The 24713-nt window shown below is 70.0% G+C and carries 28 protein-coding genes; 14 read left to right on the top strand and 14 right to left on the bottom strand.

Going from position 1 to position 24713, the window contains the following annotated elements; genetic code table 11:
- Positions 1-70: 70 nt before the first annotated feature.
- Positions 71-784 (bottom strand): haloacid dehalogenase type II, encoded by a 714-nt coding sequence (locus ORI60_RS29135; RefSeq protein WP_266041196.1) that lies wholly within the window; start codon positions 782-784, stop codon positions 71-73.
- A gap of 53 nt (positions 785-837) precedes the next feature.
- Between ORI60_RS29135 and ORI60_RS29140 the strand changes: the two genes are divergently transcribed.
- Entirely contained in the window at positions 838-1488 is a 651-nt protein-coding gene (locus ORI60_RS29140; RefSeq protein ID WP_266041197.1) for a GntR family transcriptional regulator, read from the top strand.
- Positions 1489-1491: 3 nt separating this feature from the next.
- Here ORI60_RS29140 and ORI60_RS29145 read toward each other — a convergent pair whose 3' ends face one another.
- Positions 1492-3918 (bottom strand): transglycosylase domain-containing protein, encoded by a 2427-nt coding sequence (locus ORI60_RS29145; protein ID WP_266041198.1) that lies wholly within the window; start codon positions 3916-3918, stop codon positions 1492-1494.
- 237 nt (positions 3919-4155) lie between these two features.
- Between ORI60_RS29145 and ORI60_RS29150 the strand changes: the two genes are divergently transcribed.
- The gene (locus ORI60_RS29150) at positions 4156-4446 is read left to right on the top strand and encodes a WhiB family transcriptional regulator (protein WP_266041199.1); all 291 of its coding nucleotides are present in this window, start codon (positions 4156-4158) and stop codon (positions 4444-4446) included.
- Between the two features lie 13 nt (positions 4447-4459).
- On the opposite strand, the gene ORI60_RS29155 is transcribed toward ORI60_RS29150, so the two are convergent.
- The 3 genes from ORI60_RS29155 to ORI60_RS29165 are packed head-to-tail and all read right to left on the bottom strand — an operon-like array spanning position 4460 to position 6869.
- Positions 4460-5584: an ArsA family ATPase gene (locus ORI60_RS29155; protein ID WP_266041200.1), complete on the bottom strand. Its 1125-nt coding sequence runs from the start codon at positions 5582-5584 to the stop codon at positions 4460-4462.
- Positions 5581-6573, bottom strand: a complete 993-nt coding sequence (locus tag ORI60_RS29160; protein ID WP_266041201.1) for an ArsA-related P-loop ATPase — start codon at positions 6571-6573, stop codon at positions 5581-5583. The genes ORI60_RS29155 and ORI60_RS29160 overlap by 4 nt, the downstream gene beginning before the upstream one ends.
- A gap of 44 nt (positions 6574-6617) precedes the next feature.
- Positions 6618-6869: a hypothetical protein gene (locus ORI60_RS29165; protein WP_090007501.1), complete on the bottom strand. Its 252-nt coding sequence runs from the start codon at positions 6867-6869 to the stop codon at positions 6618-6620.
- 68 nt (positions 6870-6937) lie between these two features.
- Here ORI60_RS29165 and ORI60_RS29170 point away from each other — a divergent pair, with 68 nt between their 5' ends.
- From ORI60_RS29170 to ORI60_RS29185, 4 genes are read left to right on the top strand one after another with little or no spacing between them, the layout of a single operon-like run.
- A complete protein-coding gene (locus ORI60_RS29170) occupies positions 6938-7093 on the top strand; it encodes a DUF4177 domain-containing protein (protein ID WP_266041202.1) in 156 nt (51 codons plus the stop codon).
- Positions 7090-7545, top strand: a complete 456-nt coding sequence (locus tag ORI60_RS29175) for a RidA family protein (protein WP_266041203.1) — start codon at positions 7090-7092, stop codon at positions 7543-7545. Before ORI60_RS29170 ends, ORI60_RS29175 begins: the two co-directional genes overlap by 4 nt.
- 40 nt (positions 7546-7585) lie before the next feature.
- Entirely contained in the window at positions 7586-8188 is a 603-nt protein-coding gene (locus tag ORI60_RS29180) for a hypothetical protein (RefSeq protein WP_266041204.1), read from the top strand.
- Positions 8189-8199: 11 nt separating this feature from the next.
- Positions 8200-9330 carry a hypothetical protein gene (locus tag ORI60_RS29185; RefSeq protein ID WP_266041205.1) on the top strand — a complete coding sequence of 377 codons (1131 nt, stop codon included), beginning with the start codon at positions 8200-8202 and terminating at the stop codon, positions 9328-9330.
- Here ORI60_RS29185 and ORI60_RS29190 read toward each other — a convergent pair.
- Together ORI60_RS29190 and ORI60_RS29195 are read right to left on the bottom strand one after the other, a co-directional pair.
- Positions 9324-10133, bottom strand: a complete 810-nt coding sequence (locus ORI60_RS29190) for an MBL fold metallo-hydrolase (protein ID WP_266041206.1) — start codon at positions 10131-10133, stop codon at positions 9324-9326. The two genes, ORI60_RS29185 and ORI60_RS29190, sit on opposite strands and share 7 nt — an antisense overlap.
- On the bottom strand, positions 10130-10924 hold the full coding sequence (locus ORI60_RS29195; protein WP_416234504.1) for an NUDIX hydrolase: 795 nt from the start codon (positions 10922-10924) through the stop codon (positions 10130-10132). Before ORI60_RS29195 ends, ORI60_RS29190 begins: the two co-directional genes overlap by 4 nt.
- A 39-nt stretch (positions 10925-10963) precedes the next feature.
- Here ORI60_RS29195 and ORI60_RS29200 point away from each other — a divergent pair, with 39 nt between their 5' ends.
- The 3 genes from ORI60_RS29200 to dnaN are packed head-to-tail and all read left to right on the top strand — an operon-like array spanning position 10964 to position 13376.
- The gene (locus tag ORI60_RS29200; RefSeq protein ID WP_266041207.1) at positions 10964-11320 is read left to right on the top strand and encodes a hypothetical protein; all 357 of its coding nucleotides are present in this window, start codon (positions 10964-10966) and stop codon (positions 11318-11320) included.
- Positions 11321-11334: 14 nt separating this feature from the next.
- A complete protein-coding gene (locus ORI60_RS29205; RefSeq protein WP_266041208.1) occupies positions 11335-12225 on the top strand; it encodes a Gfo/Idh/MocA family protein in 891 nt (296 codons plus the stop codon).
- A 59-nt stretch (positions 12226-12284) separates the two neighbouring features.
- Positions 12285-13376, top strand: coding sequence for a DNA polymerase III subunit beta (dnaN, locus tag ORI60_RS29210; protein ID WP_266041209.1), 1092 nt, complete (start codon positions 12285-12287; stop codon positions 13374-13376).
- Between the two features lie 48 nt (positions 13377-13424).
- Here the strand turns inward: dnaN and ORI60_RS29215 are convergent, their stop codons facing one another.
- The 3 genes from ORI60_RS29215 to ORI60_RS29225 form a co-directional block, all read right to left on the bottom strand.
- Positions 13425-14672, bottom strand: a complete 1248-nt coding sequence (locus ORI60_RS29215; RefSeq protein WP_266041210.1) for an MFS transporter — start codon at positions 14670-14672, stop codon at positions 13425-13427.
- Between the two features lie 791 nt (positions 14673-15463).
- The gene (locus ORI60_RS29220) at positions 15464-16138 is read right to left on the bottom strand and encodes a Crp/Fnr family transcriptional regulator (RefSeq protein WP_030477589.1); all 675 of its coding nucleotides are present in this window, start codon (positions 16136-16138) and stop codon (positions 15464-15466) included.
- Positions 16139-16350: 212 nt separating this feature from the next.
- The gene (locus tag ORI60_RS29225; protein ID WP_030477588.1) at positions 16351-16590 is read right to left on the bottom strand and encodes a hypothetical protein; all 240 of its coding nucleotides are present in this window, start codon (positions 16588-16590) and stop codon (positions 16351-16353) included.
- Positions 16591-16726: 136 nt separating this feature from the next.
- Between ORI60_RS29225 and nth the strand changes: the two genes are divergently transcribed.
- Genes nth through ORI60_RS29245 form a run of 4 tightly spaced genes read left to right on the top strand, consistent with a single transcriptional unit; the run spans position 16727 to position 19853 of the window.
- A complete protein-coding gene (nth, locus tag ORI60_RS29230; RefSeq protein WP_266041275.1) occupies positions 16727-17434 on the top strand; it encodes an endonuclease III in 708 nt (235 codons plus the stop codon).
- On the top strand, positions 17431-17994 hold the full coding sequence (locus tag ORI60_RS29235; protein ID WP_266041211.1) for a TlpA family protein disulfide reductase: 564 nt from the start codon (positions 17431-17433) through the stop codon (positions 17992-17994). Before nth ends, ORI60_RS29235 begins: the two co-directional genes overlap by 4 nt.
- Positions 17991-18650: an NUDIX hydrolase gene (locus tag ORI60_RS29240; protein ID WP_266041212.1), complete on the top strand. Its 660-nt coding sequence runs from the start codon at positions 17991-17993 to the stop codon at positions 18648-18650. The genes ORI60_RS29235 and ORI60_RS29240 overlap by 4 nt, the downstream gene beginning before the upstream one ends.
- Positions 18651-18665: 15 nt before the next feature.
- Positions 18666-19853, top strand: coding sequence for a MarP family serine protease (locus ORI60_RS29245; protein ID WP_266041213.1), 1188 nt, complete (start codon positions 18666-18668; stop codon positions 19851-19853).
- Here ORI60_RS29245 and ORI60_RS29250 read toward each other — a convergent pair.
- A complete protein-coding gene (locus ORI60_RS29250) occupies positions 19850-20545 on the bottom strand; it encodes a TetR/AcrR family transcriptional regulator C-terminal domain-containing protein (protein ID WP_266041214.1) in 696 nt (231 codons plus the stop codon). The two genes, ORI60_RS29245 and ORI60_RS29250, sit on opposite strands and share 4 nt — an antisense overlap.
- A 72-nt stretch (positions 20546-20617) precedes the next feature.
- On the opposite strand from ORI60_RS29250, the gene ORI60_RS29255 reads away from it, so the two are divergent.
- Complete coding sequence (locus ORI60_RS29255; RefSeq protein WP_266041215.1) at positions 20618-22102, top strand: FAD-dependent oxidoreductase; 1485 nt, start codon at positions 20618-20620, stop codon at positions 22100-22102.
- On the opposite strand, the gene ORI60_RS29260 is transcribed toward ORI60_RS29255, so the two are convergent.
- Genes ORI60_RS29260 through nhaA form a run of 3 tightly spaced genes read right to left on the bottom strand, consistent with a single transcriptional unit; the run spans position 22074 to position 24591 of the window.
- Positions 22074-22991: an alpha/beta fold hydrolase gene (locus ORI60_RS29260; protein ID WP_266041276.1), complete on the bottom strand. Its 918-nt coding sequence runs from the start codon at positions 22989-22991 to the stop codon at positions 22074-22076. The genes ORI60_RS29255 and ORI60_RS29260 overlap by 29 nt on opposite strands.
- The gene (locus tag ORI60_RS29265) at positions 22988-23428 is read right to left on the bottom strand and encodes a phage holin family protein (protein ID WP_266041216.1); all 441 of its coding nucleotides are present in this window, start codon (positions 23426-23428) and stop codon (positions 22988-22990) included. The genes ORI60_RS29260 and ORI60_RS29265 overlap by 4 nt, the downstream gene beginning before the upstream one ends.
- Positions 23425-24591, bottom strand: a complete 1167-nt coding sequence (nhaA, locus tag ORI60_RS29270) for a Na+/H+ antiporter NhaA (RefSeq protein ID WP_266041277.1) — start codon at positions 24589-24591, stop codon at positions 23425-23427. Before nhaA ends, ORI60_RS29265 begins: the two co-directional genes overlap by 4 nt.
- Positions 24592-24713: the final 122 nt, after the last annotated feature.

Raw genomic sequence — 24713 nt, forward strand, 5'->3', positions numbered from 1 at the left:
GGGTTTACCGCCGAGCAGTCCCGCCTCCTGGCGGGGCCCGGCGGGCGCGCGCCGGCCGCCCCACCCCGACTCAGAAGGCCTTGTCGACCGCGTCCGCGAACTCGCCCATCGACCCGAACTCCAGGTCGTAGCTGAAGTCCTCGGCCGGCTTCGGCGTCGCGCCCCAGCCGGGCCGGTCGTGCCGCCGGTTGATCCACACGGACCGCAGCCCCTCGCGCTTGGCTGGCACGTGGTCGTGGAACAGGCTCTGTGCCACGTGCAGCAGTTCCGAACGCTCGATCCCCAACGAGCCGAGCGTGGTGTCGAGTGCGCGGAAGTGGTTCTCGGCGGGCTTGTACGCGCCGACGTCCTCCGCGGTGATGATCGCCGCGAAGTCCCCGCGCAGCTGCCGGTTGCTCCCGGCGAACCCCTCGCGGTGCACGTTGGACAGAATGATCAACTTGTAGTGGGAAGCCAGGCGTGCCAGCGCGTCCGCCGAGTCCGGGAACGCCGGCCAGTCGGGCACGGACGAGCCCAGCCGCCACGCCCACTCGTCACTCACCTCGCGTCCCAGGTCGGCACCGGCCTGCCGGAACGCCGCGGCCAGCACGTCCGGGTACAGCGCGAACTCGGCCGTCCCCACCTCGGCCTCGGCCGAGGCGTACGCGAGCAGCAGCTCCTCGTCGGACAGCGAGAGCCCTTGTTCCCGCGCCCACGGCGAGAGCACCGCGATGAGCCCGGCCTCCCAGTCGATGAGCGTGCCGTAGCAGTCGAAGCTGAGCGCCTTGAACGTCGTCAGGTCCATGACGCTCAACTGTAGTACAGTTCAACTGTAGGGCAACTGGTTAGACTGGCTACATGTCAGCCCTGGACGGCCTTGAGGTGCGCCGCACCACCACGGCCCAGCAGCTCGCCGACGGCCTCTCCGAACGGATCATGGCCGGCGCCTTCGGCCCTGGTGACAGGCTCAGGGAGAGCGCGATCGCGGCCGAGCTGGGCGTCGCGCGCAACACCATCCGCGAGGCCGTCCGCATCCTGGAGCTGACCGGTCTGGTGCGCTACGAGGTCAACCGGGGCGCGGTCGTCATCGCCCCGACCCCGGAGAAGATCGAGGCGCTCTACACCGCCCGCGAACGCCTTGAGACGGCGGCGGCGCTCCGCACGCCGCGTCCCGAGCAGCTCGACGCGATCACCAGGGCGTTCGACGAGCTCACCGAGGCCGCCGCCGAAGGCGATACGAGCAGGATCGTCGATCGAGACCTCGCGTTCCACCAGGCGATCGTGGCGCTGCTCGACAGCACGAGGCTGGACGAGTTCTTCACCTCGCTGACCGAGGAGCTGCGCTTCTACCTCACGGTGCTCTCGAAGTCCGAGACGCCGGAGGAGGTCGTGGCGCAGCACCGGGTCATCCTCGACGCGCTCCTGCTCGGCGACCACGACAGGGCGGTCGCCGAGATCCGGGCCCACGTCGACGTGAGCGTCGAGCAGCTCAAGCAGCTGCTCGGCTGAGAGCTACCTGCCCGGTTCGGTCGGCAGCGTGATCGGTGGTGGCTCGTTCGGGTTGCCGGGGCTGGGCGGCGGCTGCGACGGCTCCGTGGCCACCGGCGGTGGCACGTACCCCGAGCTCACCGACAGCGTGATCACCGTGCCGCGCAACGCGTTGCCGCGCGGCGTCTGGCTGACGACCGTGCCCTTCGGCTGCTCGGAGTTGACCGACTGCTGGCTCACCTTGTAGCCGGCCTGGTCCAGGATCCGCGTGGCGTCGTTGATCTGCTTGCCCACGACGTCGGGGATCTGGATCTCGCGGCCGCCCTTGAGGTAGCGCTGCTCCACCTGCGGCAGCGGCGAGGCCGGGATCGAGCCGTGCACCTTCGTCATCGTCTCGAACCACGTCTTGGCGGGGATCGTGCCGCCGAAGATGTTGCCGTTGCCGCACAACCGCGGTGCGGCGCCGATGCAGATCGGACGCGGGTTGGTGCCGTCGTTGAACGTCTGCACGGCGCCCGCGAAGTCCGGGGTCGCGCCGATGAACGCGGCCGACTTGTACTCCTCGGTGGTGCCAGTCTTGGCGATCATCGGGCGGGACCACTTGGCGGCGCGGGCGGCGGCCGCGGCGGTGCCGTTGCCGGTGTCGTCCTTGCTCATGCCCACCGCGAGGCCGTTCGCGAGACCCTCGGCGACGACCTGCTCGCACGGGGCCTCGTTGACGGGGACGGTCTTGCCGTTGCGGTCCAGCACCTTCGCGATCGGCGTGGGCGGGCACCACTTGCCGCCGCTCACGATGGTCGCGGCGACGTTCGCGAGCTCCAGGGTGGACACCGGCGCCGGCGAGAGCGTGAACGACGCGTTGCCGCCGTTCTGCTTGTAGAACTCCGTCTGCGAGATGCGGTTCTGTTTGTCCTTGGCCTTCGGGTCGGGCCTGGTGCCCTGCAGGTTCGTCGCCATCGTCTCGCGCATGCCCAGGCGCGAGGCCATGTCGACGACCGGGTCCATGCCCGTCTGCTCCTCGAGGATCACGAAGCCGGTGTTCGGCGACGTCGCGAGGGCCTGCTGCAGCGTCATCGAGGACGGGTACTTCGAGTCGAAGTTCGACAGGCAGTACCAGCGGGTGCCGGGCTCACCGGTGCTCGGGCAGCGCTGGGCGCCACCCTTGAAGACCCTGGAGACGTGCGAGGTCGGCGTCGGGATGACGTTCTCGATGCCGAGGCCCTTCTCCAGCGCCGCCGCGGCCGTGAAGACCTTGTAGATCGAGCCTGCGCCGAACTTGTTCTCCACGCCGCTGGGCAGGTCGTACGTGGTCTGGCGCAGGTCGGACTTCAGGCCGTAGTCGCGGTTGGCGACCAGCGCGAGCACTTCGTGGCGGTCCTTGCCGGGCTTCACGATGGCCATCGTGTTGGCGATGCCCTCGGTGGTCTTGGGGACGCCGGCCTCCGCCGCGGCCTTCGCCTGCGACGTGGCTGCTCGGTCCAAAGTGGTCTGAATGGTGTAGCCGCCGGTGCGCAGCTGTTCCTCGCTGAAACCCGCGCGCTGCAAGTAGTTCACGACGTACGAGCAGAAGAAGCCGTTTTCCGGACCGGCGCCGACACAACCGTTCGGCGGGGTGCGCACCGGAGTGGCGAGACCCAGGCCTTCCTTCTTCGCCGCCTCACCCGCGTCGCGCGACAACTTGTCGTTCTCGACCATCCTGTCGATCACTTTGTTGCGCCGGTCCAAAGCTTTGTCCGGATACGCTTCGGGGTCGAGTGCTGACGGACTGTTCACCATTCCGGCGAGCATCGCGGCTTGTGGAACCGTCAACTTGTCGGGAGTCGTGTTGAAGTAAGCCTGGGCCGCCGCCGCGATGCCGTAAATGGTCGAACCAAAAGGAACGACGTTCAGGTACCGGGCGAGGATCTCCTCCTTGCCGAGCTTGCGCTCCAGCTGCAGCGAGATCCGGGCCTCGCGCATCTTGCGCGCGATGGTCTGCTCCTGGGCCTTGGCCTGCTCCAGCTTGTTGTTCCGCGCCACGACGTGGACCAGGTAGTTCTTGACGTACTGCTGGGTCAGCGTGGACGCGCCCTGCGAGACCGAGCCGCTGACCTGGTTCGTCAGGCCGGCGCGGATCGTGCCCTTCCAGTCGACGCCCTGGTGCTCGTAGAACCGGCGGTCCTCGACCGAGATCAGCGCGGCCTTCATGGTCGGCGAGATCTTCTCGGGAGGCGTCAGCACTCTGTACTGGTCGAACAGGTAGGCGATCGGGGCCCCGTCCTTGTCCGTGACCGTGGTGATCAACGGGGGATCCGTCGTCACCAGGTCGGCCGAGATGCTGTCCACGGTGTCGCTGGCCCTGTTCGAGACGAGACCTGTCGCGCCCACGACTGGGAACAGCATGCCGGCGAGGAGAACCCCAGCCAGCAGGCACAGGCCGAGCATCTTGAGCACGCCATTCCTGACTCGCACGCGGGCCAGCGTACGCCGTACACGAACGGGTGAAGGTGATCAGTAAGTGCCGTTACTCAGCATGAGTAGACATACGCAAGACAGGTAACAGTCGGGTGACCCAGGCTTGGACAGGGAACCGAACGGCACTACAGTCCGTCAACGTCCAAGGAAAGCAGCCGTAGCTCGAACGCTACGGCATCCGTGGCAGGGGTGTGGCGGATTTCCACATTTGGACAGCACTGAGGAGTGGGGGATATGAACCAGGGGGATTGGCGTATCAACGCTTCGTGCCGTGACGAAGAGCCGGATCAGCTCTTCGTCCGAGGTGCGGAGCAGCGCAAGGCGAAGCTCGTGTGCCTGGGTTGCCCGGTGCGCATGGAATGCCTGGCCGAAGCGCTGGACAACAAGATCGAGTTCGGGGTCTGGGGAGGCATGACCGAGCGCGAACGCCGTGCTCTGCTGCGCCGCCGTCCGGACGTCGACTCGTGGCTCGAGCTTCTCGACAACGCACGTCAGGAACACGTCGAGGACACGAGGGTCGGCTAGGCGCAGCGGGCGTCTACTCGCCGGCGAGTCGACGACCTATCTCCCGCAGGCCGTCGAGGTCGTGCACGTCAGCAGGCAATGCGGGCACGCCGACCAGCGCAACGCCGGGGTGGGCACGCGTGAACCGGGCCAGCAGCCGCTTCTCACGATCGGCGACTGCCACCCGGTCCGCGTGCAGCCGGAGCACTGCCGCGGCGAGCGGCGCGTCACCGGAGCGGTCGAGGTCGTCCGCCGCCGCGACCGCCTTCGCCGCGGGCAGGTCGGTCGCGAGCACGGGATGCGTCCTGTTCGCGACGAGTCCGCACAACGGCATGTTCTCGGCGCTGAGCCGCTCCACGAAATAGCTCGCTTCGCGCAACGCGTCCGGCTCCGCCGCCGCCACCACGACGAAACCGGTGCCGGGCGAGCGGAGCAGTTCGTACGTGCGCTGGGCGCGCTCGCGGAATCCTCCGAACATGCTGTCGAAAGCCTGAACAAAAGTTGACGCGTCCTGCAGCAGCTGGCCACCGACGATCGTCGACACGGCCCGCGTGAAAAGGCTGAAACCGGTTCCAACGATCTTGAGCAGGCCGCGGCCGCTCGCCCGCGCCGGAGCCGAGAGCATCCGGATGAACCTGCCGTCGAGCACCGTCGACAACCGCTGCGGGGCGTCCAGGAAGTCGAGCGCCGACCGGCTCGGCGGGGTGTCGACGATGATCAGGTCCCACTCGTCCTGCGCCACCAGCTGGCCCAGCTTCTCCATCGCCATGTACTCCTGCGTGCCGGAGAACGACGAGGAGATGGTCTGGTAGAAGGGGTTCGACAGGATCTGGTCGGCCCGGTCGCGGCCCGCGTGCGTCAGCACCATGTCGTCGAACGTGCGACGCATGTCGAGCATCATCGCGAACAGCTCGCCCTTGGGCTCGAAGCCCTCCACGACGACCTCGCGCGGGTGGTTGTCCAGCTCCCGCAGGCCCAGCGACTGCGCCAGGCGCCGTGCCGGGTCGATCGTCAGCACGACCACGCGCCTGCCGCGTTCGGCCGCGCGCAGCGCCAGCGCCGCCGCCGTCGTCGTCTTGCCCACGCCGCCGGAGCCGCAGCACACGAGGACGCGCGTCCCCAGGTCGTCGAGCAGCGGGTCGAACTCGAGCTTGTTCATCGGACTCCTGCCGCGACCAGCGCCTCGGCCAGCTCGTAGAGCGCGGCCACGTCCACCCCGTCCGTCAGGTCCGGCAGCTCCAGCGTCGGCAGGTCCGACTCGCCGAGCAGTTCCTTGGCCTCTTGTTGTGACTGCACCCGGATGGCGTGCTCCACGGTCTCGTCGACCAAACCTTCGAGCGTGAACTCGTCGAGGGCGAGCCCGGCGGACTCCAGCCCCGCCCGCACCCGTGCCTCGTCGAGCCTGCCCTCGGCGGCGACCGGCAGCGACCGCGCGGGCAGCCGGGCCGGCTGGACCCGGTTCACGAGCACCGCGCCCGGCCGCAGGTCGGCGCCGTCCAGCTCGGCGACGGCGTCCAGGGTCTCGCGCACCGGCATCTCCTCCAGCAGCGCCACCAGGTGCACCGCCGTGTCGCCGGAGTGCAGCAGCCGCACGACGCCCTCGCTCTGCCCCTTGATCGGCCCGACCTTGGCGAGGTCGGCCATGGCCTTGGTGACGTCGAGGAACTTGACCACGCGCCCGGTGGGCGGCGCGTCCAGCACGACGGCGTCGTAGAGGTGGCGGCCGTCCGGCCCGGTGCGGTTCACGCACTCCTTGACCTTGCCGGTCAGCAGGACGTCGCGCAGGCCGGGGGCGAGCGTGGTCGCGAACTCGATCGCGCCCATCTTGCGCAGCGTGCGGCCCGCGAAGCCGAGGTTGTAGAACATCGCCAGGTACTCGAGGAGCGCGGCCTCCGCGTCGACCGCGAGCGCGTGCACCTCACCGCCGCCCGGCGCGGACGCGATCCGTTCCTCGGAGTAGGGCAGCGGGGCCCGGTCGAAGAGCTGGGCGATGCCCTGCCTGCCCTCGACCTCGACCAGCAGCACCCGGCGCCCGCCGGTGGCCAGGGCCAGCGCCAGCGCGGCCGCCACCGTCGTCTTGCCCGTGCCGCCCTTGCCGGAGACCACGTGCAGACGGGCTCGGGTCAGCTCCTCGGTCCACGACGTCACACGTCCAGACTATGTGTGAAATCGGTCGGAGGTGGACTGGTCGGTCAATCCACCATGGTGAGGAAGAGAACGGCCATGGCGGTGGCGGCGACCAAGGCCCAGGCCACGACCGACGGCAGCCACAGCGCGATGCTGGCCGTGATGACGACCACGACCACCAGTCCGATCAGCCCGGCCTGGACGACGGCGACGCGCTGGCTGTGCTTGCGGTCACGCACCTGGGCCATGGCGACGAGCACCATCACCAGCCCGCCGACCGCGAACAGGCCGGTGGCGATGATCCGCCAGGTCTCCATGTGATCAAGGTAGCTCCAACCGCGCCGACCGCGCAGGCCCCGCTCGGGTGGCAAGTTAGGCTCCCCGCATGACGAAGTGGGAGTACGCGACCGTGCCGTTGTTGATCCACGCCACGAAGCAGATCCTCGACCAGTGGGGCGAGGACGGCTGGGAGCTGGTCACCGTGCTGACGAATCCGACCGGTGAGCAGCACGTCGCGTACCTGAAGCGGGTGAAGCCGTGAGCACCTGGAGCAACCGCCTGAAGGAGCTCGGCATCGAGCTTCCCGGCGTCGCCGCCCCGCTCGCCGCCTACGTGCCCGCCACGCAGAGCGGCTCGTGGGTGTTCACCTCCGGCCAGCTGCCGTTCGTCGACGGCAAGCTGCCGGCCACCGGCAAGGTCGGCGCCGAGGTCTCCCCGGAGGAGGCCAAGCAGTACTCCGCGACGTGCATCCTCAACGCTCTCGCGGCCGTGCACGCGCTCGTGGGGATTGACTCGATCAAGCGAGTCGTGAAAGTTGTCGGGTTCGTGGCCTCCGCCGAGGGCTTCACCGGTCAGCCGGGTGTCATCAACGGCGCCTCCGAGCTGCTCGGCGAGATCTTCGGTGACGAGGGCAAGCACGCCCGGTCCGCCGTGGGCGTGGCCGAGCTGCCGATCGGCGCTCCGGTGGAGATCGAACTGATCGTCGAGGTCTGAGTTCCCGGTTCGAGTTACGGGTTCTGCTGAAGGGTGTGACATGTCGGACACGTGCCACGAACTGCTGCTGCGGCTCGCCGGGCGCCTCCCGGACGACCTGCTGTGGCGGTACCGGGACTGGGCCGCGTCGGATGCGTACGCGGTGCTCGCGCGGTCGCTGCCGCGCACCCTTCTGCACGGACGCATCCCTCTGACCGATCACGAGCTCCGCCTTTTGCAGGACGCGCTGGTGCCCTACGGGGCGGAACCCGGTGCCCTCAGTTCGGTCAAAGGACTGGACGAACTGCCCGCCACCGACTACACCTTTTCCCCGGAATCACCCGATCGGGTGCCGATGGGGGATTCCGCGACCGTCGTTCTCGGTGCCACGCTGCGAGGCCGGCACGGGGTCGGTGAGGTTCGCTCCTGCTGGCGCATCGGTCCCTCCGGGATCAACCGCGTCCTGCTGGTGGCGGCCACGACCGGCCACGCCCGGCTGACCGGTGAGCTGCAGCGCGTTCTGCGGGCGTTGGGCGAGCACGACCCGTGCGTCGAGGTCATGTCGTCCGGAATGGACCTTCCGCCCTATCACCGGGCGGCGTTGGCCGCATCCGAGCTGGTGTGCGCCGGCGCCGAGTCCGATGAGCACCTGGTGCTCAGCTAAGGAGAGTTGACGTGACGAACGACGGTGTCGGCCTGCCGGTCCGTCTCCACGATCTCCTGCTGTCGATGGCCGGGCGCGTGGACGACGCCGCTCTGTCGCAGGCCCGCGAGTTCCTCGCGGTCGGAGAACTGGACCGATCGATCGAGCTGCTCGTCGGCACGCTCGTCGCGGGCAGCATCCCCGTGCTGCCGGACGAGCGCGCCGCCATCACGTGGATCCTCCACGAGGTCCGCTCGGACGCGTCGCTGACCGACCGCCTGCCGGTGGTCGAGATGCTGCCGTTCATCAGGCACCGCTTCACCTCCGAGACCGACCCGGCCTCGGACATCGCGGCCGACCTGGCCCGCGCGGTGTCGGTGCTGCCGGACGTCCGCTCGGTGCGGTGCGTCTGGCGTTCGTCGCCGACGGGTTCCACGCCGGGCCCGTTGCCGCAGCGCGTGGTGCTGGTGGACATCGGTCCGCAGGGCTTCGCGCCCGCGACCGCCTACCGGGTCGACACGGTGCTGCGCAAGGCGGGCGTCCGCGCCGCCGTCGAGGTCCTGACGACCGGTGTGCAGGTCAGCGACTACCACGCCGCCGCGGTGACGTCGTCCGTCGCGGTGCCGCTCTCCGGTGCCCCGGCCCCGATGGCCGACCACGTCTCCCAGCAGCAGCAAGCCTGGTTCGACCAGCCCGCCGAGGAGCTTCCGGCTCCGGCGCCGGTGGCCGAGCCGACACCGGCGCCGGAGCAACGGGAAGAGACCGGCTCACGACGCACACGTTCCACACCGCCGGCGGTGGTGGAGGGCTCGCAGCCCTTCCCGCCCAAGCCCGTGAAGCGCATCCCGATGGCCTCCGTGGAGCCGGAGATCGAGGCGCTCCCGGAGCCGGTGCCGATCAACCGGGCCGAGATCACCACCGAGCTCAAGCCCGACGAGCTGGCGGCCCTGCAGGCCGCCCTCGCCGAGCCCGCCGAGCCGTCCTCCGTGGACGCGAACCTCAGCGAGCGCGAGCGGGCCCTGCTGCAGCAGCTGCACGAGGAGCTGGCGCAGCGGGAGCAGACCGGCTCCCCGGCCACCGACAGCGGCCGCTGGCAGATCGACCGGTCCTCGTCGCGCCAGTCGGCGTTCGGGGTCACGAACAACGGCCACCAGCCTCAGTAACCGGTCCGCAGGTACTCCAGCTGGGCCCGCACCGACCACTCGGCCGCGGGCCACAGCACCCTGTCGACGTCCGCGTAGACGACCTCGACGACCTGGCGCGGGGTCGGCGCGCCGCCGAGCTCCTGGACGGCCCTGCGGACCTGCTCCAGGCGTTGCGTGCGGTGGGCGAGGTACATCCGCGCCGCTTCGCCCGCGTCGGCGAGCTCCGGGCCGTGGCCGGGCAGGACGGCGGTGTTCTCCGGTAGTTCGGCGAGGAGCTTGAGCGACTCGAAGTAGTCGCCGAGCCTGCCGTCCGGGTGGGCGACGATCGTCGTGCCGCGGCCGAGGACGGTGTCGCCGGTCAGCACGGCCTCGCCCTCGATCACGAAGCACAGCGAGTCGCTGGTGTGGCCGGGCGTGCCCAGGACGCGGAGCTCCAGGCCTGCACTGGTGATCACGTCGCCGTCGGTGAGGCCCTCCGACCCGTGGGTGAACGTCGGGTCGAGCGCGCGCACCGGGGCCTTCACGAGTTCCGCGAACTCCCGTGCGCCCTCGGAGTGGTCGGGGTGGCCGTGGGTCAGCAGGACCTCGGCGACCGGGCCGATCTCCGCGATGCGCCTGAGGTGGACGTCGTCGAGCGGGCCGGGGTCGACGACCACGTACGACGTCGCGTCCGGGGCCTTGAGCAGCCACGTGTTCGTGCCGTCGAGCGTCATCGGGGACGGGTTGTCGGCCAGCAGCACGGCGGCGTGTTCGGTGACCTGGCGGAGCTCGCCGTACCGCGGGTGCTGCGCGCGGGCGCCGATCAGCGGGGAGCCGCTCACTGGAACACCACCCGGATGACGTCGCCGTCGCGGATCAGCTTGGGGATGATCTTCTCGACACTGCGCTCCTCGGCCATGACCTTCTCGACGCTGCCGAGAGCGCCCACCTCGTCGAGGGTGCGCCAGGTGGGCGGCATGAGCATGCGACGGCCCTCCTCGGCGTCCTGGATGGCGGCCGCGGGGGTCTGCCAGGCCGCGTCGGAGGCCTCGGTCGTCTCGCCGTCGGCCTTCTGGCCCGAGGGCAGCGCTGCGACGAAGAAGCGGGTGTCGTAGCGGCGGGGCTCCTCGTACGGGGTCACCCAGTTCGCCCACGGCCGCAGGAGATCGGCGCGCAGGACCAGGTTGTTGGCCGCCAGGAACTGCGCGAGGGACAGCTCGCGGTCGACCAGCTGCTGCCGCGCCCGCGCGTAGTCCTTCGTGTCCGCGACGACCGAGGTGGCGTCGGGGCCCGCGAGCAGCACGCCGGACTCCTCGAACATCTCGCGCACGGCCGCGCACACGAACGCACGGGCCGTGGCCGCGTCGACGCCGAAGATCTCGCCCCACCACTCCGGCGGCGGACCGGTCCACGCGACGGACGTGTCGGCGTCGCGTTGGTCGACGCCCCCACCGGGGAAGACGGTCATGCCGCCCGCGAACGCCATGCCCTTCACACGGCGCAGCAGGAAGGCCTCGAGGCCCTCGGCGCCGTCTCGGAGCAGGACCACGGTCACGGCGTCACGGGGCTCGACCGGTTGGGAAACCGGCGAAGCGGGTACCAGGTTTCCCGGCAAGGTCATGTCGTCGGGCATCCTCCGAGCGTACGACCGCGCTTACTCGAGGATGGTGTGATGGCGACGAACGTCTCCGGCTGCCTGGTGAAGGTCCTGTTGTTCCTGCTGGGCGCGGTGATGGGCACAGGCCTCACCGCGGTGGCGGGCGTGGTGATGTTCGTGCCGGACACCACGACGGTGAGCAGCGTCGATCCGACATCGGACGCGCCGGGCATGTACGTGAAGAGGGTCGAACGGCTCGTCGGCGGCGACCACTACGAGGTCTGGCTCGGGCCGTCGGCGGACCGCGGCTACGTGGTCACGGTGCCCGGCGGCTGGGGTCACGAGCCGAAGCGGGAGGCCGGCCAGGACGGCGTGCGCCTGAAGTTCGGCAACGGCGGCGAGATCTTCGTCCCCAAGGCCAGTTACACCTGAGGCAGGATGTGCGAGTGGACGAACAGCTGCGCGTAGGACTTGTCGGTGCGGGCCCGTGGGCCCGGATGATCCACGGTCCCGGAATCGCGAACCACCCCGGCACCACGCTGACCGGCGTGTGGGCGCGCCGCCCGGAAGCGGCGCGAGAGCTCGCCGGTTCCCTTGGCGCGGAACCGTTCGAGGACTACAGCGCAATGCTGTCCACTGTGGACGCCGTGGCGTTCTGCGTGCCGCCGGGCGTGCAGGGCCCCATGGCGGTCGAGGCGGCGAAGGCCGGCAAGCACCTCGTGCTGGAGAAGCCGATCGCGGAGTCCGCCGAGGTGGCGGCGGACCTCGTGGCGGCCGTGGAGGAGGCGGGTGTCGCGTCCCTGGTCGTGCTGACCCGCCGCTACGCCCCCGAGACCAAGGAGATGCTGGCCCAGCTGCACCGCACCGGTGGCTGGACCGGCGCCGACAGCCGCTGGATCTCCGGCGCGCTGCTCGACGGCCCGTTCTCGAACTCCCCGTGGCGCCACGACAAGGGCGCCCTGGACGACGTGGGCCCGCACGCGTTCGACCTGCTCGACGCCGCCCTGGGCGAGATCACCGACGTGCTGGCCGCGAACGTCACGGACACAGGCCTGTGGCAGCTGATCCTCCAGCACGCCGGCGGCGCCACCAGCACCGTCTCGCTGTGCCTCTCGCTGCCGGTGCAGCCGCCGTTCGCGGACTTCACCGTCTTCGGCACCAAGGGCCACCGCACCCTGACGAACCGGGACACGCCCGCCCTGGAGTGCTTCACGAACCTGCTCGACGACTTCGTGGCGATGGTGGACAGCGGCACCACAGTGCACGAGTGCGACGTGCGGCGGGGGCTGCACCTGCAGCGGATCATCGACCTGGCGCGCCGCAAGGCAGGCGCCTGAGATCCCAGCCGGAACCGAGGCGCCCGAAATTGTCAGGGGTGCCCGCTAGCGTTCGAACCATGGACCTCACCGCCACCACAGCCGAGCTCGCCGGCGCCGCCGCCGAGGTGGCACGGCTGCTGCCGACCCGCGTGCTCGACCCGGTGCTGGCCGGGCTCCGCCTGAAGGCAGACATGGACGTGGAGGTCGCGGGCAGCGACCAGGAGCACGGTGTGCGCCTGAGCGTCCACGCGACGGTGCACACCGAGGGCGAGGTGCTCGTGCCGGCGAAGCCGCTGGCCGCGACCCTGCAGGCGCTCGACGAGCCGCAGGTGAGGCTCAAGGTCGAGGGGCAGCGGCTGGCCATCCGCACACCCACGTCGCGGTTCGCGCTCCCGCTGCTCGACCTCGCCCACCATCCCGGTGTTCCGGCGCTGCCGGAGCTCCAGGGCCACATCGACGCGGCCAAGCTGAGGATCATCGCGGCGGTGGCGGGCGCGGCGAGCAAGGACGACGCGTTGCCGATCTTCACCGGCATCCGGATCCAGTCGGACGCCCACAAGCTGCACTTCATGGCCACGGACCGCTACCGCATGGCCTACGCCACACTTCCGTGGGAACAACAAGGTCAACTCGACCTGTTGGTACCTGCGAAGGCCATCGTCGAGGCGGCTCGGCAGGCGACGAACAGGGTCGCCCTGCACGCGAACGAGGACCGCATCGGCCTCGCCTGGGGCAACAACTCGATCTCCACCGCGCTCTTGGCCGCTCCGTTCCCGGACGACCGGGCGCGCCGACTCCTGGAGGCAGTCATCGACAGCACGGTGCTCGTGGACGCGGACGCGCTGGCGCGCGCCGTCCGCAGAGCCACGCCCTACGGCGGCCCGCACCAGGCCGTGACCATCCAGGTCGAGGACTCGGAGGTCAGGGTCAAGGGCAGCGACCCGCAGCAGGGCGAGTCCGAGGAGTTCGTCAAGGCCACGGTCGAGGGCGACCGGCTGACCAAGACGTTCCAGGCCCGCTACCTCGCGGACGCGCTGAAGGCGTTCGCCGGCCGCCGGATCGAGCTGAAGATCCAGGACGGCCTGCGCTCGACGGTGCTGACGTCGCCGCCCGGTGAGGACGGCGTCGAGCTCACCTACCTCGTGGTGCCGATGCGGTCGGTGGCCTGACGAACGCGAAAGGCTGGCCCGATCCGGGCCGGCCTTCCTGCGAACCGATCAGCGCGAGGCGAGCTCCATGTCGGAGCGGGCCGGCACCTCGGCGGGCACGCCGCGCTGCACGGTGCCGCGCAGCAGCCAGACCGCCAGTGCGATCAGCAGTCCCGCGACGCCCGCCGCGACGAACGCCGGTCGCGTGCCGAAGTGCTCGATCAGCTGGCCGGACAGGCCCTGCCCGATGGCGAGGCCGACCGTCACCGAGGTGATCACCCAGCCGAACGCCTCCGCGGCCATGCCGTTCGGCGTGACCTGCTCGATCGCCGCGGAGTGCGCGGTCGACTGCGGCGTGATCAGCGTGCCGACCAGGAACAGCGCGATCGCGAGACCGATCAGGGTCGCCGGGATCGAGAGCAGGAACGTCAGCAGCGCGAAGCCGCCCAGCAGCACCGGCAGGCGCAGGTGCATCGGGCGCGGCCACGGGCGCATGCCGTAGAGCACGCCGAAGATCACCGAGCTGATCGACCACAGCGACAGCATCAGGCCACCCATCGAGGCGTGACCCGCGGCCTTTGCGAACGCCGGCACGGCCACCTCGACGAAACCGATGGTCACACCGAAGCCGAGCGCGGCCAGCGCCACCGTGCGCATGCCGGGGTAGGCGAACGCGCCGAGCAACGGACGCGGCGCCTGCTCGACCGGGCCCCAGGCGCGGACGACGGGGTTGAACGCGAACCACAGCGCGCCGACGACCATCAGCACGGCGCCGACGACGACACCGGTGCCCGCCCACGGCGCGGCCAGCAGCAGACCGGCGAGACCCGGTCCGAGGATGAAGAAGACCTCCATGCTGATCGCCTCGTAGGCGTAACCCGCCATCCGGGTCGGGCCCGCCGGGACCATCCGCTCCCACAGCGCACGCGACGCCGAGCCCACCATCGGCTCGGTCGCGCCGACGCCGAGGGCCAGCGGGACCAGCACGAACACCGACGAGGCCGCCTCGACGGCGAGCACGGAGACGGTGACGAAGACGGCGAACATCCCGGTCACCCAGAGCAGGGGGCGGGTGGGGCCGAAGCGGTCCATCAGCCGGCCCTGGACGACGGAGCCGAGTGCCACACCCGTCAGCGCCGCCGCCGAGACCATGCCGGCGACCGCGAACGATCCCGTCGCGCGCTCGACGTAGAGCAGCAGCGAGAGCCCGACCATCGCGATGGGCAGGCGGGCGAGCAGAGACGCGACCACGGGGCCGCGCATGCCGGGGGTCGTCAGGGCAGCGCGGTAGTCGGAGAGACGGGCGGAGTGGGACATGTGTACCAGTATGCCAAAGTTGGTACGGATGTACCAGATCGGGTGCTCGGAGTCACGATGGTTGCGATTGGGTCACGGGAATGGGATGACCGGGTGAAACATGCAACGAATCGGCCACACGTGGGGTCCTTGAGGGTGAAAGGGCTTGAGCGGTCGGGGTGCTGACGTGCGAAAGTTGACTCGCCGACCGAAGACCAACCTCTGGCCAGAGGGTCGGGGCCTGCGCGCCAGAGGATGGAAGGCGTGGTTCGTCGGGGGATGGGCCGCGCGAACACAAAGGACCGGTGCGCCACGTCGGGGGTGGCGCCCGGTCCTTTGTTCTTGGTCGCTGCTTCGCAGACTCCGGGCGAGTTCGCCGGGAAGCTGGCCGTCCGCCCGCCGCTTCGCCCCGATTGGGCTTCGCCGAATCGAGACGAAGAGGCGAACGGACGACCAGCGCGAACTCGCGAAACTCCTCGCCTGGTCGGGCGCGCCCGCCGCGGACTCGTGGTGCTGGTCGGAGCGCTCGCCGCGAATTCGCGATGCCTGCGGTGCTCGTCGGAGTGCCTGCCGCGAGTTCGCGATGTCTGTCGTGCTGGTCGGAGTTCCGTTGCGGGCTCGCGATGCCTATGGTGCTGGTCGGAGCGCCTGTCGTGGACTCTCGGTGCCTGCGGTGCTGGTCGGAGTTCCGTTGCGGGCTCGTGGTGTCTGCGGTGCTGGTTGAGTTCTGGCTCGCGTTTGGGCCTCAACGCAGCGGAGCCCCGTTGACTGCTCGGGGCTCCGTGGCGTTGGTGCTTGGTTCGCGTTCTGACCTAGCGGGCTCGGCGCGCGAGGCGCTCCGGGTCCAGGATCAGCACGCTCTTGCCTTCGAGTCGCAGCCAGCCGCGGTGCGCGAAGTCGGCGAGAGCCTTGTTCACGGTCTCGCGGGACGCGCCGACGAACTGCGCGATCTCCTCCTGCGTCAGGTCGTGCGTGACGCGGAGCAGGCCGGCTTCCTGCGAGCCGAAGCGCTGTGCGAGCTGCAGCAGCGCCTTGGCGACGCGGCCGGGCACGTCCGTGAAGATCAGGTCGGCCAGCATCGAGTTCGTCCTGCGCAGCCTGCGGGCCAGGGCCCTCAGCAGCTGCTCGGCGATCTCCGGCCGGTTGGTGATCCACTGACGGAGCGCGGGGCGGTCCATGGACACCGCGCGCACCTCGGTCACCGTCGTCGCAGTCGACGTGCGGGGGCCGGGATCGAAAATGGACAGTTCGCCAAACATGTCGGAGGGCCCGAAGATCCCCAACAGGTTCTCGCGGCCGTCCGGCGACTTGCGGCCGATCTTCACCTTGCCGGACTGGATGATGTACAGGCGATCGCCCGGCTCACCCTCCGCGAAGATCACATGGCCACGCGGGAACTCCACCGTCTCCAGGGTCGTCGCCAGCGCCTCTGCGGCCGCCGGGTCCACCCCCTGGAAGATGCCCGCTCGCGCCAGGGTCTCGTCCACCTCGTCCCTCCTAATCGACGCGACGGCACGCCTACCACCATCTTTGGTGGAGTCAGCGCCGTGCCGCCGATCACTGCGTTGCAGTCTAAGGGCTCTCTTGTGGATCGCCGCTCGGCTCGCCGTCTTGCTAGGCAGAACAAGACTGACTCGATCCAGAGCCCAACGAACCAGTCTACGCCATTCGGGTGCCGGTCAACGCAGGGCCCTGGGTCCTAACGGACGCGCTTGCGCGCACCACCACGGCCACGACGACGGAGCCGGAACATGTCGAGTGCGCGACCGATGCCGTGTCCGTAGAGCGCCTTGACCTCTTCAGGCCTGGCGGACTCCAGGAACTCCTCGACCTCGTTCTCCTGCACGGCTACGTGCCGGAGCTTCGCTTCGACGCGCTCCATGAAGAGCGCGAAGAACATGATCACGATCGGAACGACGATCACAAGCCAGGCAGTCATGATGCTCCGAAGTGTGGCGCATGAGGGATTCGAGTGCGGATCTAGGGGTGGGTTCCGGCGTGTTGACTACTCTGGATCAGTGCCCGCAACCAAGAAACCGGAAACAAAACTCGGCCTGACCCGCAGGGCCCGCCGGATGGTGCGCGTGCTGGCCCAGGGATACCCGGACGCGCACTGCGAGCTGGACTTCACCACGCCGCTCGAGCTCGTCGTGGCGGTCATCCTGTCCGCGCAGTGCACCGACAAGAAGGTCAACGAGGTCACTCCCGCGCTCTTCGCGAAGTACCCGACGGCCGCCGACTACGCCGGTGCCGACCGGGCCGAACTCGAGGAGATGCTCCGCCCGACCGGTTTCTTCCGGAACAAGGCGACGTCTCTGATGGGTCTCGGTGCCGCTCTTGTGGAGCAGCACGACGGTGTGGTGCCGGGCAACATGGAGGAGCTGGTCAAGCTCCCCGGTGTAGGACGCAAGACGGCCAACGTGGTTCTCGGCAACGCGTTCGATGTGCCCGGGCTCACAGTCGACACCCACTTCGGGCGTCTCGTGCGCCGCTGGGGCTGGACCGACCTGGAGGACGCGGTCAAGGTCGAGCACGCCATCGGCGAGCTGATCGAGAAGCGCGACTGGACCATGGCCTCGCACTGGATCGTCTTCCACGGCCGCCGCGTCTGCCACGCCAAGACGCCGGCCTGCGGCGCCTGCCTGCTGATGAACGACTGCCCGTCGTACGGCCTCGGCCCGGAGGACCCGGACAAGGCCGCCAAGCTCGTGAAGGGCGACGAGAAGCCGCACCTGATCGAGCTCGCCGAGCGGGTGCGGGCCGGTGAGAAGCTAGGAGCGTGAACAACCGCACGCGCTGGCTGGTAGTGGTGCTCGTCCTCGGCGTGGCGGGTGTCGTGGCGCTGTGGCCCCGTGAAGAAGCGCCGGGGCCGCAGCCCACGTCCACCCGCCCCACCCAGGACATGGCCGCGTTGCGCGCGCAGGCCCAGCTCCGGCCGTGCGTGCAGGCGGCGGAGGGCGGCGTCGGCGTGACCTGCCTGGGTGACGGCACCCGGACGGCCCTCGCGCTCAAGGGCCCGCTCCTGATCAACTTCTGGGCGACCTGGTGCCAGCCGTGCCAGGAGGAGCTGCCCGTGCTGGACGCGTACGCGAAGCAACCAGGTGCCGTCCCGGTCGTCCCAGTTCTCGTGGAGAGCAGGGAGGCGGACGGCCTGGAGTTGCTCACCAGGCTCGGCGTGCGGCTGCCCTCCGTCCACGACGGGGCGGACGAGCTGCGAAAGCAAGTCAAGGCGCCGATGACGCTTCCCGCCACGTATTACGTAGCAGCGGACGGTCAGGTCCGGCAGATCACCGATCCGCCGTACTTCAAGGCGCCGGAACAGGTGGAGAAGGCGGTTCGATGACGGAGGCGACAGAGCCACCCGACTGGATGCAGCGCCTGGCCAAGGCCACCGAGGAGATCGACGCGCAGACGTTCATGCGGGTCCCGCGGGCGCCGGAGCAGGGCGTGCGCAAGGCGGCCGTGCTCATGCTGTTCGGCGAGTCCGAGGACCACGGGCCGGACGTGCTGCTGCTGCGCCGCTCGGACACGCTGGGCTCGCATCCCGGCCAGGTCGCGTTCCCCGGCGGTGCGTCCGACGAGACCGACGACGGGCCGGTGGGCACGGCATTACGCGAGGCTTACGAGGAGACAGGTGTACTTGAGTCAGGAGTGAGACCACTGACGACGCTGCCGGAGCTGTACGTGCCGGTGTCCGGGTTCGTGGTCACGCCCGTGCTCGCCTACTGGGAACAGCCGAGCCCCGTCGCACCTGTCGACCCGGCGGAGACCGCCGCGGTCGCGCGGGTGCCGGTCGCGCACCTCGCCGATCCTGCCAACAGGTTCCGGGTGCGTCACCCCGCGGGTTACGTCGGAGCGGCCTTCTCCGCGCCGGGCATGCTGGTGTGGGGCTTCACCGCGGGGTTGATCAACGGCCTGATCGCACTCGGCGGCTGGGAACAGCCGTGGGATGCGACCGATGTGCGTGACCTTGAACTAGCGTTGCGCGCTACACAGTGAGGCGGAGGTTTCGGGTTGAACTGGGTTGACCTGCTCGTGCTGGGCCTTGCCGCGATCGCCGCGGTCTCCGGGGCCAGGCAAGGCATGGTCGTCGCGCTGCCCGCTTTCGTCGGCGTGCTCGTCGGCCTGATCCTCGGCACACAGATCGCTCCGCTGCTGGTCTCCCAGTTCGAGAACGTCGTCACGAAGGTCGTGTTCGCGGTCGGCATCGTCGTGCTGCTCGTGGCGCTCGGCGAGACGATCGGTGTCTACATCGGCCGGACGATCAAGGCGCGGGTCAACGCGTCGCCGTTGCGCGGCGCGGACAACGCGCTGGGCGCGATCGTGCAGGGCTTCGTCGTCTTCGTCGTGGCCTGGATGATCGCGCTGCCGCTGACCTCGGTCGTCGGCCTGCCGGACCTCACCTCGTCGCTCAAGCAGTCGGTGATCCTCGGCAAGGTCGACCAGACCATGCCGCAGGCCGCCCGCGTGCTGTCCGGCGACCTGCAGAAGCTCTTCGACGTCTCGGGCTTCCCGCAGGCGATGGACCCGTTCAACCGCACGCCGCTCAAGGACGTCGAGCCGCCGGACAACCAGCTGGCGACGTCACCGGTGGCGGGCAAGCTGAAGGCGTCCGTGCTCAAGGTTCGCGGCCGTGCGCCGTCGTGCTCCCGTGCGCTGGAGGGCACCGGCTTCGTCATCGCGCCGGAACGCGTCATGACCAACGCGCACGTGGTCGCCGGCACGAACGAGGTGACGGTCGAGGTCGGCCGCGGCCAGTTCGACGCGACGGTCGTCTCCTACGACCCGCGCACGGACATCGCCGTGCTCGCGGTGCCGGACCTGGAGGCCACGCCGCTGCAGTTCCGCTCGGACGAGGTCCAGCCGGGCGAGGACGGCATCGTGCTCGGCTACCCGCTCGACGGCCCGTACAAGGCCTCGCCGGCCCGTGTGCGGGAGCGGATCCCGCTGCTGCGCGGCCCGGACATCTACGACGCCCAGACGGTCACGCGTGACGTCTACACGGTTCGTGCCGAGGTCCGCTCCGGCAACTCCGGCGGCCCGCTGGTCGACCCCAACGGCCGGGTGATGGGCGTGGTCTTCGGCGCCGCGGTCGACGACCCGGAGACGGGCTTCGTGCTCACCGCCCAGCAGGTGCAGGCGATGGTGCAGAAGGCGCCGACGCTCACCAAGCGCGCCTCGACCCAGGGCTGCGCCAGCTAGAGGGAGTGCCGGACGGCGATGCCGTCCAGGACGTAGCCGAGACCGGTGTCGAAGACCTCGGCCGGATCGCGGTCGGTGGACTCGTGCATGACCCTGCCCAGCAGGGGGAAGCGTCCGGTGGCGAGCATCCGCGCCATGTACGGGCCGGACGCCCGCTGCCACTGCTCCTCGGTCAGGCCGGTGGCCCGTTCGGCGCGCAGCTCCGTGATCTCGCTGCGGACCGCGCCGAACACGTACGCCATCACGGCGCTGACCACGGCGAGCACCTGGTCGATGTCCGGGAGCCGGACCGCGGCGAGCGTCGACTCGATGTGCGCGAGCGAGTTCGGGCCCTGGTGCGGGCGGCCGCTGAGCAGGTCGATGAACCACTCGTGCCGCTTCGCCGCGTTCCGGACCTCGTGCGCGACGTGCTCCAGCGCGGAGCGCCAGCCCGACCTCGCCGGCGGTGGCGTGATCTCGCCGTAGACCTCGTCGACCATCAGGTCCAGCAGCTCGTCCTTGGTCTCGACGTAGCCGTACAGGCGCATCGGACCGGCGTTCAGCGCGGCGGCGACCTTGCGGAACGACACGTCGTCGAGCCCGCCCTCGTCGGCGAGCCTGATCGCGGCCCCCACGATCAGTTCCCTGCTCAACGGGGTCGGTGACGGCTTGCTGGGCGGCTCTGGGCGGTCCCACACGGGTTCGGTCGACATCGAGCTGGACAATACAGCGTCTCATCGCGATACAGTGTATTGAGCGATACGCTGTATCGAGAGGGGATGGTCGTGAAGACTTCGGTGTTGGTGGTCGGGGGCGGCCTGGCGGGCACGTCGGCCGCGTTGTTCCTCGCGTGGCGCGGGGTGCCCGTGACGCTGGTGGAGAAGCATCCGGGCAGTTCGGCGCACCCGCGAGCGGTCGGGTTCAACGCTCGGGTCGGCGAGCTGCTGCGGGCGGTCGGGCTGGAGGACGAGCTGCCGCCGAGCAGGATGGCGAAGGGCTTCGGTGTCCGGCGGGTCAGGGCCGAGAGCCTGGTGGGGAAGAAGTTCGACGAGACGTTCTGGTCGCCGCCGGCCGAGCTCTCCGACGTCGAGCACTCGCCGTCCGCGGGAATCGGTGTGGCGCAGGACCGGATGGAGCCGATCCTGCGCGACAAGGCCCGTGCACTCGGCGCGGACATCCGCATGAGCACCCGGATGCTGGAGTTCGCGCAGGACGACGAGGGCGTCACGGCGGTCGTCCAGGGCGACGGGGAGCCGTACGAGATCCGCGCCGACTACCTGATCGCGGCCGACGGCCACCGCAGCCCGGTCCGCGAACAGCTCGGCATCGGCCGCACCGGCCGCGGGTACATGCACACCTCCCGCAGCGTGCTGTTCCGCGCGCCGCTGCAGGAGTACCTGAAGGACGGGATCGGCCAGTTCGTCATCGACGGCGTGGGCTTCCTGACCACCTACGGCGACGGCCGCTGGGTCCTGATGCTCGACGACCGCGAGTACGACGAGCCGGAACTGAGGCAGAAGATCTTCCAGGCCATCGGCCGCGACGACCTCGACGTCGAGATCATCACCACCGGTCGCTGGACGATCAGCGCGGCCGTCGCGGACCGGTTCTCGCAGGGCCGGATCTTCCTGGCGGGCGACGCCGCGCACACGTTGCCGCCGAGCCGCGGCGGGTTCGGGGCGAACGTCGGCATCGAGGACGCGCACAACCTCGCGTGGAAGCTCGCCGCGGTGCTGGACGGCGAGTCGCGACCGTCCCTCCTGGACACCTACGACGCGGAACGGCGTCCGGTCGCGATGCTCTGCCACCAGCAGATCTTCGCGCGCGACGACGGCCACAACCGCGACGGTGAGCCGGACGACGCGCCGTTGTACGACAACAACGCCATGCACTTCGGCGTCCTCTACCGCTCGGACGCGGTGCTCGGCGCCGGCCCGGAACTCCCGCCCGCCCAGCTCCCCGAGCGGTGGAACGGCCAGCCGGGCACCAGGGCGCCGCACGCGTGGACCGCGCCGGGCAGGTCCACTGTGGACCTGTTCCAGCGCGGCTGGGTGCTCGTCGCCGACCACCCGCAGTGGGAGGAGGCCGCGGCAGGCCTGGCCGTCCGGTACGAACGGTTCGAGCAGCTGGACGTGTTCGGGCTGTCGACCAAGGGGGCGTCGCTGGTCAGGCCAGACGGCTACGTCGCCTGGCGGTCTGTGGACCTGCCGGACGACCCGGCCGCCGCGCTCGCGACCGCGTTCAGCTCAGCTTCTGCAGGAACTCGGTGATCAGCCTGCTCGTGGTGTGGGGCGCCTCCTGGTTCGGGAAGTGCCCCACCTCCGGCAGGTAGCGGAACTCCGACTCGGGCCCGAGCCACTGCAGTGACTCCCGTGCGGAGGACTCCAGGACGATCGGGTCCAGCGCGCCGTGGATCTGCAGCACCGGCACCTGCACCTGCTTGTCGACGGCCTCGGCGAACCGGCGGCCGTCGCTGCGCAGCTGCGAGCGCACCGCCCAGCGGTAGTACTCCAGCGCGCTGTGGGCCACGCCCGGCACCGTCATCGCCTGCCGGCAGCGGCGGATGACCTCGTCGAACTCGGGCGCCGACCGCCACTTCGGACCGGACCACGCGGACAGCAGCTTGGCGACCTGCAGACCGTTCTCGGCGGTCAGCCAGCGCTCCGGGTGGATCGGCAGCTGGAAGCGCAGCACGTGCGAGTTCGTCCGGGGATGCCGGCGGAACGTCCGGCGCGTCACCAGGGGGTGTGGTGCGGACAGCACGGAGATCGACGAGACCACGCGCGGGTGCAGGGCGCCGACGGTCCACGCGGTCGCACCGCCCCACGCGTGACCCACGAGGTGGGCACGTGGAGCGCCGAGCGCCTTGACCAGTCCGGCGATGTCACCCGCGAGGGTGAAGCCGTCGTAGCCGCGAGGAGGCTTGTCCGAGTCGCCGTAGCCGCGCAGGTCCACGGCCACGGCGCGATAGCCCGCCTCGGCCAGTGCGGTCAGCTGGTGCCGCCACGCCCACCAGAACTCGGGGAACCCGTGCAGCAGCAGCACGAGCGGGCCCTCGCCGAGCTCGGCGACGTGCAGGCGGATGCCGTTGGCCGAGACGTCGCGGTGCGTCCACGGACCCGCGACCCGCACGACGGACGGGTCGGGTTTGCGGCTCAGTTGTCGTCGCCCCTGCGCGTGAGGGCCGCGACGGTGTCCTTCGCGGCCGCGATCGACTTCTCCGGCGCCCTGATCTTCTTCACCTTGCGGTAGCCGAGGAAGGCGAAGGCGACGGCGGTCAGCAGCATCACGACGAACACGAGCCCGAAGCCCGCCCAGTAGCCCCAGCCGAACCACTCGGCGAAGCCGAAGCCGAGCGCCATGAACAGGAAGAACAGGCTGAAGCAGAGGATCGTCAGGGCGACGATGAAGAAGACGCTGCCCTTGACGCCCTTCTTGATCTCGGCCGTGATCTCGCCCTTGGCGAGCTCGACCTCCGCTCTGACCAAAGTCGACACGTGGGCCGTCGCATCACGGACAAGACCGCCGATCGACGCCTCGGCCGTCGGGTCGTCTGCGGTCAGCGGAATCGACGCGATGTGCTCCCTGGTGGTCACTCGGACATGGTGCCATGAGCCCGGCTGCGACGAATGAGCAACACCGCGGCGAGCAGCGACGCGATCATCGAGGCGATCAGCACAGCGGCCTTCGCGGTCTCCGCCTCGGCGAGGGAGAGGTCCGCGATCAGCAGGCTGACGGTGAACCCGACGCCGCCCAGCGTCGCCACGGCCACGATGTCGCGCGGCCCCGCCCCGGACGGCCAGACCGCCGCCTTGAGCCACACGGCGAGCGCCGACGCCCCCACGATCCCGATCACCTTGCCGACGACCAGCCCCGCCATCACGCCGATCGCGATCTTGTCCTCGAAGAGCTTCCCCAACGCCTCGGCGCCCACCGGCACACCCGCCGCGAACAGCGCGAACACCGGCACGGCCACCCCCGCCGACCACGGCTGCAGCCGGTGCTCCAGCCGCACGGCCGGCGCCTCCTGCTCGTACGGGTCGCGCCGCACCCGCGTCAGCAACGCCAGCGCGACGCCCGCGATCGTGGCGTGGATGCCCGACTCGTGCATGAACCACCACGTGGCCAGCGCGATCGGCACGTAGAGCCAGGGGCTGGTGATCCTCTTGTGCTGCAGGAACCAGTACAGCGCCAGCAGCAGCACGACCGCCCCCGCCGCGAGCAGGTTGAACTGCGCCGTGAACAGGATCGCGATCACGACGATCGCGCCCAGGTCGTCCACCACGGCCAGCGACAGCAGGAACACCCGCAGGCTCGACGGCAGCCCCGACGCCGTCAGTGCCAGCACCCCGAGCGCGAACGCGATGTCCGTCGCGACGGGGATCGCCCACGCCTTCTCGATCCCGGGCTCGCCCCAGCCGATGCCCAGCGCGACCAGCGCGGGCACGATCATCCCGCCGACCGCCGCGACGATCGGCAGGACGGCGGCCTTGAAGTTCGACAGCTCGCCGACGACGAGCTCGCGCTTCAGCTCGAGCCCGGCGACGAAGAAGAAGATCGCGAGCAGGCCGTCCTTAGCCCAGTCGCCGACCGACAGCGGTCCCAGGTGGAGGTCCCGCAGTCCGAAGTAGGCGGGGGAGAACGGCGAGTTGGCCCAGATCAGCGCTATGGCCGTGGCTCCGAGCAGCACCATGCCGCCGACGGTTTCCGTGCGGAGGTAGCGGGCGAACTCGGCGACTGCGGCCTTCTTGCGCGACAAATGGGCTCCCGGGGCGATCAGCAGGTACACGAATACTCGTGCCGACCAGACTTCCCGGCTCACCTGAACGCGATCTTAACGCGAACGGGCGCCCCGAGTGAGGACGCCCGTCACGTTTGAGC

The sequence above is a fragment of the Lentzea sp. NEAU-D7 genome, assembly GCF_026242055.1.
Taxonomy (GTDB): domain Bacteria; phylum Actinomycetota; class Actinomycetes; order Mycobacteriales; family Pseudonocardiaceae; genus Lentzea.